Annotated in this window: 13 protein-coding genes; 6 read left to right on the top strand and 7 right to left on the bottom strand. The window is 64.5% G+C overall.

The features are described from left to right. Positions 1-5 precede the first annotated feature (5 nt). From G570_RS03485 to G570_RS03475, 3 genes are all read left to right on the top strand, one after another. Entirely contained in the window at positions 6-1,415 is a 1,410-nt protein-coding gene (locus tag G570_RS03485) for an SLC13 family permease (protein WP_037499190.1), read from the top strand. Positions 1,416-1,554: 139 nt separating this feature from the next. Next, positions 1,555-2,859 carry a cystathionine gamma-synthase family protein gene (locus G570_RS03480; RefSeq protein ID WP_037499187.1) on the top strand — a complete coding sequence of 435 codons (1,305 nt, stop codon included), beginning with the start codon at positions 1,555-1,557 and terminating at the stop codon, positions 2,857-2,859. Between the two features lie 272 nt (positions 2,860-3,131). After that, positions 3,132-3,422 carry a hypothetical protein gene (locus G570_RS03475; protein ID WP_156930306.1) on the top strand — a complete coding sequence of 97 codons (291 nt, stop codon included), beginning with the start codon at positions 3,132-3,134 and terminating at the stop codon, positions 3,420-3,422. Positions 3,423-3,475: 53 nt separating this feature from the next. Here the strand turns inward: G570_RS03475 and G570_RS03470 are convergent, their stop codons facing one another. The 5 genes from G570_RS03470 to G570_RS03450 are packed head-to-tail and all read right to left on the bottom strand — an operon-like array spanning position 3,476 to position 7,256. After that, on the bottom strand, positions 3,476-3,787 hold the full coding sequence (locus tag G570_RS03470) for a hypothetical protein (RefSeq protein WP_037499185.1): 312 nt from the start codon (positions 3,785-3,787) through the stop codon (positions 3,476-3,478). Positions 3,788-3,839: 52 nt separating this feature from the next. Then, positions 3,840-4,427 (bottom strand): ABC-type transport auxiliary lipoprotein family protein, encoded by a 588-nt coding sequence (locus G570_RS03465; RefSeq protein WP_037499182.1) that lies wholly within the window; start codon positions 4,425-4,427, stop codon positions 3,840-3,842. Further along, positions 4,424-5,377: an MlaD family protein gene (locus G570_RS03460; RefSeq protein ID WP_037499177.1), complete on the bottom strand. Its 954-nt coding sequence runs from the start codon at positions 5,375-5,377 to the stop codon at positions 4,424-4,426. Before G570_RS03460 ends, G570_RS03465 begins: the two co-directional genes overlap by 4 nt. Beyond that, positions 5,377-6,162, bottom strand: a complete 786-nt coding sequence (locus tag G570_RS03455; RefSeq protein WP_037499174.1) for an ABC transporter ATP-binding protein — start codon at positions 6,160-6,162, stop codon at positions 5,377-5,379. The genes G570_RS03460 and G570_RS03455 overlap by 1 nt, the downstream gene beginning before the upstream one ends. Continuing rightward, positions 6,159-7,256, bottom strand: a complete 1,098-nt coding sequence (locus tag G570_RS03450) for an ABC transporter permease (protein WP_037499171.1) — start codon at positions 7,254-7,256, stop codon at positions 6,159-6,161. The genes G570_RS03455 and G570_RS03450 overlap by 4 nt, the downstream gene beginning before the upstream one ends. Positions 7,257-7,347: 91 nt before the next feature. Here G570_RS03450 and G570_RS03445 point away from each other — a divergent pair, with 91 nt between their 5' ends. Genes G570_RS03445 through G570_RS03435 form a run of 3 tightly spaced genes read left to right on the top strand, consistent with a single transcriptional unit; the run spans position 7,348 to position 9,907 of the window. Next, a complete protein-coding gene (locus G570_RS03445) occupies positions 7,348-8,463 on the top strand; it encodes a CDP-alcohol phosphatidyltransferase family protein (protein ID WP_037499169.1) in 1,116 nt (371 codons plus the stop codon). Beyond that, positions 8,463-9,242, top strand: coding sequence for an NTP transferase domain-containing protein (locus tag G570_RS03440; protein WP_037499166.1), 780 nt, complete (start codon positions 8,463-8,465; stop codon positions 9,240-9,242). The genes G570_RS03445 and G570_RS03440 overlap by 1 nt, the downstream gene beginning before the upstream one ends. Next, positions 9,239-9,907: an HAD family hydrolase gene (locus tag G570_RS03435; RefSeq protein ID WP_037499163.1), complete on the top strand. Its 669-nt coding sequence runs from the start codon at positions 9,239-9,241 to the stop codon at positions 9,905-9,907. Before G570_RS03440 ends, G570_RS03435 begins: the two co-directional genes overlap by 4 nt. 239 nt (positions 9,908-10,146) lie before the next feature. Here the strand turns inward: G570_RS03435 and G570_RS03430 are convergent, their stop codons facing one another. Both G570_RS03430 and G570_RS03425 read right to left on the bottom strand, forming a co-directional pair. Continuing rightward, the gene (locus G570_RS03430) at positions 10,147-10,980 is read right to left on the bottom strand and encodes an alpha/beta fold hydrolase (protein WP_037499160.1); all 834 of its coding nucleotides are present in this window, start codon (positions 10,978-10,980) and stop codon (positions 10,147-10,149) included. Positions 10,981-11,053: 73 nt separating this feature from the next. After that, positions 11,054-12,073 (bottom strand): SDR family NAD(P)-dependent oxidoreductase, encoded by a 1,020-nt coding sequence (locus G570_RS03425; RefSeq protein WP_051503999.1) that lies wholly within the window; start codon positions 12,071-12,073, stop codon positions 11,054-11,056. Positions 12,074-12,097 lie beyond the last annotated feature (24 nt).

Raw genomic sequence — 12,097 nt, 5'->3', positions numbered from 1 at the left:
GGGGAATGTCGATGGCCGAGCGTGTGGGCCTGTGGGGTGGACTGGTCGTCTTCGTCGTCATGTGGCTGATCTCCGCGCCGCTCGGCATGTCGGTCGAGGCATGGCGCGTTGCGGCGCTGACCGTGCTGATGGCGATATGGTGGATGACGCAGGCGCTGCCGCTCACCGTTACCGCGCTGCTCCCCTTCCTCATCCTTCCCGCCGCGGGCGTAATGAACGTCAACGACACGGCGGGCAGCTATTATTCGCCGATCCTGTTCCTGGTGCTGGGCGGCGCGATGATCGCGCTGGCGATCGAGCGGGTCGGCCTGCACCGCCGCCTCGCCCATGCCATCATCAAGCGCGGCGGCGGCAGCGCCGGGTCGATGCTGCTGGCCTTCATGTCATCTACCGCGATTCTGAGCTTCATCGTCAGCAACACCGCGACCAGCCTGATCATGATCCCGATCGCGCTGGCCATCGTCCGCGCCGGCGCGGTGCCCGAAGGCAAGACCGAGGGCTTTGCCGGGGCGCTGATGATGGGCGTCGCCTTCGCCGCGTCGATCGGCGGGCTTGGCACGCTGGTCGGTTCGCCGACCAACGCCATCGCCGCCGCACTGATCGAGAAGACGACGGGTACCAAGATCGATTTCCTAACTTGGGCGACTTACGGATTGCCGCTCGTCCTGCTGGCGATCCCCACCTGCTGGCTGATCCTGATGCGCGTGCAGGGTGTCGCCCGCGACAGCTTCGATCCCGCCGCCGCGGCGCGCGGGCTGGGCGACATCGGCGCCTGGTCGGAGGCGGAGAAGCGGCTGGTGCCGCTGGTGGCGCTGGTCGTCGCCGCCTGGGTGGCGCAGCCGTTTGTCGAGCCGCTGCTGCCCAAGGGCAGCATCAGCGACGGAACTATCGCCATTGCCGGCGCCCTGCTGCTGTTCGTCCTTCCCGACGGATCGGGCCGGCCGATGCTCAACTGGGAGGAGGCCAATCGTGCGCCGTGGGGCGTAATCATGATGTTCGGCGGCGGTTTGGCGCTGGCGGCCGGCATTGGTGAAAGCGGGCTCGGCGCCTGGCTCGGCACCGCGATGGAGCCGCTGCGCAGCGTCCACCCGCTGCTGCTGACCCTGCTGGTCGTCGCACTGGTCATCGTCTTCACCGAATTCGCGTCCAACGTCGCCACCGCCAGCGCGCTCATCCCCATCGTCGGCGCGATGATCGCGGGCAGCGGGGTCGATCCGCTGCTGCTCGCCCTGCCCGCCGCCATGGCCGCCAGCTGGGGCTTCATGCTGCCCAGCGGCACCGGCCCCAACGCCATCGCCTGGGCGACCGGCCACATCGCCTTGCCGCGCATGCTGAAGGCGGGCTTGCTGCTCGACATCGCCGGTATCCCGCTGATGGTCGGGACGGTCTGGCTGGTGGCCGCGCTGATCGGTTGAAATCATGGCGTGCCGGCGCTAATTCGCCCCCACGGCGAGCCGGCGGAGATGCGTCCTGCGGAGGTTAGGACGGTAAGCGCCCCGGCTTCCTCGCCACCAGTTCCCGCCTTCCTGGGAACGACCGGTTCGAGGATCTGACATGACCAACAGCAACAAGCGCGCGCCCAAGGCGTCCCACACCCATATCGGCAACCACAAGCTGGACCCCGCGACCTTGATGATGGGCCATGGCTTCGACCCGGCGTTGTCCGAAGGCAGCCTGAAGGCGCCGATCTTCCTGACCTCCACCTACGTCTTTTCCACCGCCGCCGAGGGCAAGAGCTTCTTCGAAGGCATTACCGGCAAGAGCGACGGCACCGGCAAGGCCGCGGGCCTCGTCTATTCGCGCTTCAACGGACCGAACCAGGAAATCCTCGAAGACCGTCTCGCCATCTGGGAAGATGCCGAAGGCGCGCTGTCCTTCTCCAGCGGCATGACGGCGATCACCACGCTGGTGCTCGCGCTCGCCAACCAGAATGACGTCATCGTCCATTCGGGCCCGCTTTACGCCGCGACCGAGAGCGTCATCGACAAGATCATGGCCCGCTTCGGCGTCAGCTATGTCGACTTCCCCGCCGGCGCGACCCGCGAGGAGCTGGACGCGGTGATGGCCAAGGCCAAAGCGATGGCAGCCGACAAGGGCGGCAAGGTCGCGATGATCTACCTTGAAAGCCCGGCCAACCCGACCAACGCGCTGGTCGATGTCGAGGCCGTTCGCGCCGCGAGCGAGGCCGCGTTCGGAGGCGACCGTCCGCCGATCGCGATCGACAATACCTTCCTCGGCCCGCTGTGGGCCAAGCCGCTCAACCAGGGCGCGGACGTGTCGGTCTACAGCCTCACCAAATATGTCGGCGGGCATAGCGACCTCGTCGCCGGCGCGCTGGTCGGCAGCAAGGCGGTGCTCGACAAGGTCCGGCTGATCCGCAACCCGATGGGCGGCATCTGCGACCCCAACACCGCGTGGATGCTGATGCGCAGCCTCGAAACGCTCGAACTGCGCATGAGCCGCGCGGGCGAGAATGCGGAGAAGGTCTGCACCTTCCTGCGTGACCATCCGAAGGTCGAAAAGGTCGGCTATTTGGGCTTCCTCGAACCCGGCAGCCGCCAGAAGGACATTTACGACCGTCACTGCCTCGGCGCGGGGTCGACTTTCTCGCTTTACCTCAAGGGCGGCGAGGCCGAAGCCTTCCGCTTCCTCGACGCGCTGCAGATCGCCAAGCTGGCGGTCAGCCTCGGCGGCACCGAAACGCTGGCCTCGGCCCCGGCGGCAATGACCCACCTGTCGGTCCCCGAAGAACGGCGCGCTGCGCTCGGCATCAGCGACAATCTGGTGCGCATCTCGATCGGCGTCGAAAAGGCGGAAGATTTGATCGCCGACTTCTCGAACGCGCTCGACGCGATCTGAGCCACGCAGACCGCGCCGCTTAAGTTCACTATCTGCTCACCAACGGCGCGATTCTGGGCCGTTTGCGTGAATTTAAGCGGTCTCGCGGCTGGTCACATTTTGCGCGGTCATGGCGACCACGGCGTCTGTCCGCGCACCACATCCAGACCGATCAAAGAACCGTGGCGGACGGTGGCATAGTCGTGCTGCTGTAGGACAGCGAAATGTGAATGTCCGCTATGGGTGGAAAGCGGACGTTGACGGTTGGAAGTCGCGAAAGCAAGATGCTGCAAATGAAGCCTGACGAGTTTGCAACAGCAAAGGCATGGGAGCAATCGTCGCGGATTATTGTTCTCGTCTTGCTTTTCCTAAGTGGACTTCAGTTTCTGGCAGCGGCCATTGTGTTCGGCTCTCTCGGGACGTCGGAGACAGACCGCCTTCTCACGTCCGGGTTCTTAGTCTTGTCAGGTGTTGCGTTCGCGCTGGGGTTGGCATTTCGAAAGTTCGGCGCGCCCACTTGGAAACATAAGCTCGCAGTTGCCATTCTCGTGCTTCCGGCCGCTCTTTCGCTGCTAGTGCGCTAACGTCTGCAATGGGTCGAAAGCGGACACCGGTCGAAATGAGTGGAAACCGGACGTCAGATCATATTCTCAGGCAGAGTCCGGACGATCATCTCCCACAGAGTGAATACCTGGTCAGTCTCATCCATCGTCCAAACAGAAATGCCATCATAAAACGGGGCGAGGCTTGCGATGAAAGCTTCCAGATCATCGTCGAGGGTGTCCGCGCCCGGATGGTTTACCCAACCGCCTTCCTTGGCGAACACATTCATGGCCCAAGATGTCTCTACGTTCAGACCGCCCTCGAAATAACGAGTGCATTCGATCGAGATCGTCGCGCCATCGAAGCGTGTGCTTGGAGCCGTAAACCCGATTGCTAAGCTTTGCATATGTAGGCGATCGCTGAATCGGCCAATGACTGCAATGGGTCGAAAGCGGACGTCAGCCGCCGACCCAGCCAGCCACCTGCGTCGCCACCTGGTTGGCGGCCTGGTTGAGCGCTGGCCCCACCGTTCCCGCCGTCCCGTCCGCAGGCACCTTGGCTTCGAAGCGCCGCGTTTCGACGCGGGTGCCGCCCGCCGTCGACAGGGCGCCGTCGTAGCGGACGACGACCATGCCTTCGCCGCTGTCATAGCCGAAGCGGGTGAGGGTGCCGGTCAGCTTGAGGCCGGGGTCCAGCGCCGACTGGCGCGGGTCGAGCACGACGCGGTTAGTGGTGCGGATAACCGTTTCCTGCAGCAGGTCCTGGAACAGCCGGTCGGGGCTTTCGACCCACATCAGATCCTTGATGTAGGCGACCGCGGTCGATCCGACCGTCGCCGGGACGCGGGTCGTCGCCAGTTCCTTCGACACTACCGGCACGTCGATGGTCAGCGCCTCGCCCGGCGCCGACGCGCGGGCAACCTCGGCCGGGGCCGGGGCGGTGCTGGTCAGCGTCAGCAGCGTGGCGGGAACCTTCGCCCCGCCGAAACAGCCGGCGAGGGAGAGCGCCGTGAAGGCGACAAGGAACAGGCGGGTGTGACGCATCATTTGGTCTTTCCGGGCTGATAGTCGGGAAGCTTTTCGGGGCCCAATGCCCCACCGACGCCGCGCTCGTTCAGGCGGTCGCTGAACTGGCGCAGGCTTTCGCTCAAATCGCGCAGGTCATGCACCAGCCGGTTGGCCTCGGGCAGCGTCGACTTCGAAAAATTCTGTATGCCGGGCCGCGCGTCGGCGACGACCGCGTCGATATTGTCGGCCGCCTTCTGCACCGATGCGATCGCCTTTTGCAGGTCCTGCATCGCCGGCTGGGCATTGTCCTTCAGGATGCCGTTGGTCGTATTGGCGACTTCGCCCCAGCGCTGCGCAGCGATGCCCGCATTCTTGGCCGCGATGCGCGCATCAGCGACGGCGTCGGCAAGGTCGGGGGCGCGCTGCGCCAGCACCTTGGTCGTCGCATCGACATTTTCGAGGATGTCGGACACCGCATTCTGGTTCTTGTCGCTCAAAAGTTCGGTCAGGCGCTCGGTCAGCCGCTGGATGCGGTCGATCAGTTCCGGCGCGCTGTTGAGCAGGGCGCCAAGCCCGCCGCTGGACGATGGGATGACGGGGCAGCCCTGCGGGCCGACCTGCGACAGCGGCTTGCCGCCCGACACCGCGCCTTCCAGTGCGATTTCGCTGACGCCGGTGAAGCCGACGCCCTTGATCTGCGCCGTCGTCCCTTGGAGGACCGGGGTTTCACCGTCCACCTCGACACGCACCCAGACGAATTCGGGGCGGTCGGGCAGCAGGCTGATCTTGGTGATCTGGCCGACCGGGACGCCGTTGTAGTTGACCGACGATCCGCGGTTCAACCCGCCGACACCCTGGTTGAAATAGATGTCGAAACAGCTGGTTTCCTTGTTGCTGAGCCCCGCCAGCCAGACGATGAAGAACAGCAGCCCCGCCAGCAAGGCCAGCGTGACCGATCCGACCAGCACATGGTTCGAACGCGTTTCCATCAGCTATTCTGTCCCTTCAGCGAGGCTAGCGCCGCGCGTCCGCGGGGCCCGTTGAAATATTCCTGTATCCACGGATGGTCGAGTGCCAGCAATTCTTCAATCGTCCCGACCGCAATCACCTTCTGGTCGGCCAGCACCGCCACCCGGTCGCAGATCGCCCACAATGTGTCGAGATCGTGCGTAATGAGGAAGACGGTAAGGTCGAGCTTGTGCTTCAGGCCTTCGATCAGTTCGTCGAACGCCGCCGCGCCGATCGGGTCGAGGCCGGCGGTGGGCTCGTCGAGGAACAGCAGTTCGGGATCGAGCGCCAGCGCCCGGGCGAGCCCTGCGCGCTTCCTCATCCCGCCCGACAGTTCGGACGGATATTTGGCGCCCGCCTCTGGCGGCAGGCCCGACATGGCGATCTTGTAGCTGGCGATCTCGTCGAGCAGCGGCGGCTTGATGAAGGGGAAATATTCGCGGATCGGCACTTCGACATTTTCCGCGACGGTCAGCGTCGAGAACAGCGCGCCGTTCTGGAACAGGACGCCCCAGCGGCGGCGGATGTTCTTGGCCTCCAGCTCGTCGCGGTCGACCATGTTTTCGCCCAGCACCTCGACCGTACCTTCGACCGGGACCTGGAGGCCGATGATCGACCGCATGAGAACGGACTTGCCGGTACCCGACCCGCCGACGACGCCCAGGATTTCGCCCCGCCGCACGTCGAGGTCGAGCCCTTCATGGACGATCTGGTCGCCGAAAGCGTTCTTGAGCCCGCGGACCTTGATGATCGTCTCGCCGCTCATATCCAGCCCACCGACGAGAAGAAGACCGCGAACACGGCGTCGAGGACGATGACCATGAAGATCGCCTGCACGACCGCCGAGGTCGTCTTGGTGCCGACTTCCTCGCTGTTGCCCTGCACCAGCATGCCCTGGAAACAACCGCCAAGCGCGATGATGAAGCCGAATACCGGCGCCTTGATGAGGCCGACCCACAGGTCGGTCAGCGGGATGACTTCCTGCAAGCGCTGGATATAGGTCAGCGGCGGGATGCCGAGCGAAATCCAGCAGAACATGCCGCCGCCGAGCAGCGACATGATCATCGCGTAGAAGGCGAGCAGCGGCATCATGATCACCGCCGCCATCATGCGCGGCACCACCAGCGCTTCGATCGGCGACACGCCGATGGTGCGCATGGCGTCGACCTCTTCGGTGATCTTCATCGTGCCGATCTGCGCGGCGAAGGCGGAGCCGGACCGGCCGGCGACCATGATCGCGGTCATCAGCGTGCCCAGTTCGCGCGTGGTGATGCGGCCGATAAGGTTGATGGTGTAGACCTCGGCGCCGAACTGTTCGAGCTGGACCGCGCCCTGCTGGCCGATGACGATGCCGATCAGGAAGCTCATGAGCCCGATGATGCCGAGCGCGCGGACCCCGACGAGGTCGAACCGCTGGATGACCGCATTGAGGCGGAAGCGCTTGGGGTGGCGGATGATGCTGGCGAAGGCGATCAGCGTCGCGCCGAAAAATCCGATCAGGCCGAGGAAGGTGCGACCGGATTCGGTGACCCAGGCGCCCAGTTCGTCGAGCGTCGCCAGCGGGCCGGGCTTCTTGTCGGGAACGACTTTCGCGGGGCGATCGGCTTCGGCGACCTGCGTCAGCAGTTCCTCGACGTCCTTGCTCGCGCCGCGGATCGTCGCGCCGCGGTCGCGCACCGTGCGGTGCAGCAGCCAAGCGCCGACGGTGTCCATCCGTTCCACGCCGCTGACGTCGATGGTCAGCGGGTCGGGGCTGTCGGCGATCAGCCGTTCGGTCGAACCGACGCGCGCGATGGTCAGCGCGCCGGTGATGGACAACGCCGCGTCGCTGGTCTCGTCGTTCGTTCCGGCCCCGCTCATCGCGCCAACCCTGCGCGATAATCCGCCAAGCGGCAAGGGCGACGCGCATTGCCTCTTTGTTAGCGGACAAAATCGCCTATAGCCGGGCGCCATGAGCGGCTCGACCAGCTTCGTCACCGTCGGCACCAACCCAGCCCGCGTTTTCGGCATGGCCGCGGACGATCGTGCGCGCGCGCTGGCGGCGAAGGCCGGGCTGCGGCCTGTCGAAGGGACGGTTGCGGGGGCCGGTACCATCTACGCCAATCTCGCCTATGCCTGGGACCCGGCGTGGCTGTCGCATCTTTCCGCGACGCCCGGTGCAGTGCTGGTCAAGGACGGCCGGCCCGTGCTGGCGCACATCGCACCGGACGCGGACGCGACCGCGCTGGTCGCGGCGATGGGACAGGATACCGCCGTCGATACCGGCGATCTCGAGTGCATCGACGCCGACACGGCGGAGCTCACCAACGAACTGCTGCGCAAGCGCGAGCGGCCCTTCGTCCTTAGGCTCGATGCCGAAGATACCGAGCTCGTGGAACGCGCCTCCTATGACGCCAGCTACAAGGGCGTCACCGACGCGCTGACGCTCTACCTGTGGCGCAAGCCCGCCTTCTACCTGACGCGCTGGGCCGCGCTGGCGGGCATTTCGCCCAACCAGGTGACGCTGGTCGGTTTCCTGTTCTGCATCGCCGCCTTCTACCTGTTCTGGACCGGCTGGTACTGGAGCGGGGTTGCGACCGGCTTCGTGTTCATGGTGCTCGACACTGTCGACGGAAAGCTGGCACGCTGCACCGGCCAGTCGAGCGAGTGGGGCAACATCCTCGATCATGGCGTCGACCTCGTCCATCCGCCCTTCTGGTGGTGGGCGTGGGCGCATGGCCTTGCCGCCGTCGGCCGGCCGATCGAACCGGTGCTGGAAATGCTCGTTCTGGGCATAATCGTCGGCGGCTATGTGCTGCAACGACTGATCGAAGGCGCGTTCCTTTATCGGTACAAAATGCACATCCACGTCTGGCGGCGGATCGACAGCCAATTCCGGCTGATCACGGCGCGCCGCAACCCGAACATGGTGATCCTGGTCGCCGCGCTGGCGATCGGGCGGCCCGACCTGGGGCTGGAGTGGGTCGCGGCGTGGACCTTGATCTCGCTGATCTTCCACTGGGTCCGACTGGTCCAGGCCAATGCCCGCCGCGACCGCGGGCGGCCGGTCACAAGTTGGCTCGCCTGATGTCAGACAAAGGCGACGGCTGGGCTGCGCTGGTGCTGGCAGGCTCACGCCCCGGCGTCGACCCGTTCGCGGCGCGATACGGCACGGACCTGAAGGCGCTGATTCCGGTCGCGGGTGTGCCGATGGTCGCGCGCCCGGTCGCGGCGCTGCTCGACAGCAGCGAGGTCGCCACAGTACGTGTGCTTGCGCAGCAGCCCGAGCGGATCCAGCCGGCACTGCCAAAGAACGAGAAGCTGGTGCTGGAACCGTCGGGCGCGACCATCGCCGCGACGCTGGATGCGATCCTGGGCGATCCGGCGACCCGCTTCCCGCTGCTGGTCACGACCGCCGATCATGCGCTGCTCGACGCGGCCATGGTCGCCGACTTTTGCGCCAAGGCGGCGGGCGCCGACCTGGCCATTGGCCTGGTCGAGCAACGCCCGCTGATGGCTCGCCTGCCCGGCACCCAGCGCACATGGCTAAAATTCCGCGGGGGTGCCTATTCGGGTGCCAACCTGTTCGCCTTCGGGGCGAAGGAGGCGGCGAAGGCCGTGGCGCTGTGGCGCTCGGTCGAACAGGACCGCAAGAAGGGGTGGAAGATGATCGCCGCCTTGGGCCCGTCGGTGCTGATGGGCGCGGTGCTGCGGCTGCGCACCTTGCAGCAGACACTCGACGGGGTCGGCCGCAAGCTCGGCCTCACCATCCGCGCGGTCGAAATGGCCAACCCGCTGGCGGCGGTGGACGTCGACAAGCCTGCCGACCACGACCTCGTCACCGCCATCCTCGAGGGCCGCGCATGACCACCGATTTCGCCATCTACGACATGGACCGTACGGTCACCCGCCGCGCGACCTGGACGCCCTTCCTGCTCCATTGCGCGGTACGCAGCGCGCCGTGGCGGCTCATTTTCATTCCGCTCGTGATCGTGTCGATGCTGGCCTATGTCGCCAAGCTGATCGACCGCGGCCGGCTCAAGGAAATCAACCACCGCCTGCTGCTCGGCCACAATCGCCATCCGGCCGAACTGAAGCCCCTGATCGAAAGCTTCGCGGAAAAGACGCTGGCCACCAACGTCTGCCCCGGCGCGCTTCGGGCCATCGCGCGCGACAAGGCGGAGGGTCGCCGCGTCGTCATGGCCACCGCCAGCTACCGCTTCTACGCCCGCGAAATCGCCGAGCGGCTCGGCTTCGACGACTGCATCGGCACCAATTCGATCCTCGGCCTCGACGACCGGGTCCATGCCAAGATCGACGGCCAGAACTGCTACGGCCCGGCCAAGCTCGCCATGATCCTCGACTGGCTCGAAAAGTCAGGCCTCCAGCGCGGCCATGTCCGCTTCTACTCCGACCACGCCAGCGACGCGCCGGTTTTCGAATGGGCCGACGAGGCGGTAGCGGTGAATCCGCATGATCGGTTGAGGAGGCTGGCGGGCGAGCGCGGATGGGATGTTGTCGACTGGGGATGATTGCCTGTGTCCGCTAACGACCCATTGCGGTCATTAGCCTTATGGCCGCTTTGCGCCGAGAGCAGTCGTTCAGTTCCCGCAATCTCTTCGCAAAACTGGTCTTTCATTCCGATTGGCGTGGTGGGAAGCTTCACCGATACTAAGGTACTAGCCAAAAGCGAACGATCAGATGTGCTCGATCCGTCTCGCGGAGTTAGTCCGATCTTCGCTGACCCCAATCATGATGACCGTGCTCGGGCCTATTCCCGGTCGATAAAGTCCATGATGTCCGCGTTGATGATCTCGGGGTGGCTTGTCGGCATCCCATGGGGAAGATCGACGTACGACTTAATCGTACCGCGCCTAAGCAACTTCACAGCGAGTGGTCCCGAAGCCGCAAAAGGCACGACCTGATCGTCCTCGCTATGAAGCACGAGAACCGGCACATCGATCGCCTTGAGATCTTCGGTCAGGTCGGTCTCGGAGAAGACCCTGATGCAATCATAGTGAGCCTTGATCCCGCCCATCATTCCCTGGCGCCACCAGTTGCGAATAGCGCCTTCAATCGGCACTGCGTTGGGGCGATTGAAGCCGTAGAACGGACCGGAAGCGATTTCGAGATATGCCTGCGCGCGGTTCTGGGCAACGGCTCGGCGGTAGCCGTCGAATATTTCAATCGGTAGCCCCGCAGGATTGCTATCCTTACGGATCATGACCGGTGTGATAGCGCTTATGAGCACGGCCATGGATACGCGACCAGGCTCGGCACGCGCGACATAGCGCGCCACCTCGCCGCCGCCGGTCGAATGGCCGACGTGAATTGCGTCCCGCAGATCTAGCACCCGAGCGAGCTGCATGACGTCGTCGGCATAGGTGTCCATGTCGTTGCCCTCGCCGGATTGCGTAGATCGGCCGTGTCCGCGCCGGTCATGCGCTATCACGCGAAAGCCGCGTTCCAAAAAGAACATCATCTGGTTGTCCCATTCGTCTGAGCTGAGGGGCCAGCCGTGATGGAAGACAATGGGCCTGGCATCCTTGGGGCCCCAGTCCTTGTAGAAGATGCGCGTGCCGTCGCTGGTGATGATCAGGTCCATTAGACGTCTCCCTGCGGCGCCGAATAAAGATGGGCAGGGGCTGTCCGGCGCACGGCAGCCAGCACGCCCGACGTCAATTCGGTCGACCGAATGGCCCCTCGGCATCGGCAGACGCGGCCCGCGACCTCAGGTCGAAGGTCTCCGAAACTAAATCTTCGCTCTTCCCCCAAAGGGCTTTGGCTGTTTCCAGATCGAGCGCATAAGGCCGCACGCCCGGGCTGGAGAAGCCAATGCTTTCGTCGCTCACGACCGGAGAGACCTGGCAATCTTCACAGTAGCGTCCGCCGACATCATCAGCGTTTGCTACGAGGCCTGCCCAGAGCGCTGTTGCCGCGCCCTGCGCAGTCGTCTTCCATTCCAGCGGCGGTTTACCTTCCTTCGCCAGATCCGCGTTGACGCGATCGACAAGCAGCTGGAGTTGTTCGCGGCCCATGTGGCGTGCGAGTTCGGTTTGTATCCCGCCTGGGTGAACTGCGGTAGCGCGAAGGCCGAGCGAGCGATACCGCCGATCGAATTCGACCGCGAACAGGATGTTGGCAGTCTTGGATCGACCGTATGCTACAAACGGGTCGTATGGAGTTGCCTCGAAATTGGGGTCCTCCAGATCGACATTCGAAAAGCGATGTCCGGACGAGGCCAGCACAACCAGTCGAGATCCAGCAACCATGCGTGTCGCAATCCTGTTGACGAATACGAAATGCCCGAGGTGATTGGTCCCAAACTGGGTTTCGAAACCGTCGGCTGTGAGACCGAATGGCGGTGCCATGACCCCGGCGTTGGCGATCACAAGATCAAGCGGTCGGCGCGCCTTTCGAACCTCCTCGGCGGCACGTCGAACGCTCGCCAGATCAGCTAGGTCCAGCTCGACCAGTTCCACGGATCCGCTGTCCAACCCGACATCGGACATAGCGCTGACAGCCTTTTTCAGGTCTCTTGCCGTGCCAACGACCTCTGCACCATGGCTGGCGAGAGCACGCGCTGTCTCCAGACCAAGCCCCGCTGAAATTCCAGTTACAAGGATGCGTTTGTCTGTCAGATCGAGGCCGGCGAGCACATCGTCAGTTGTGGATTCTCGGTTGAAGGTAATGGGCATGATATTTTCCTTGGTTTGCCGAAC

Source organism: Sphingomonas jaspsi DSM 18422, assembly GCF_000585415.1.
Taxonomy (GTDB): Bacteria; Pseudomonadota; Alphaproteobacteria; order Sphingomonadales; family Sphingomonadaceae; genus Sphingomicrobium; species Sphingomicrobium jaspsi.
Note: the sequence above shows the minus strand (reverse complement) of the source record. Positions and strands in the feature narration are given on the sequence as shown.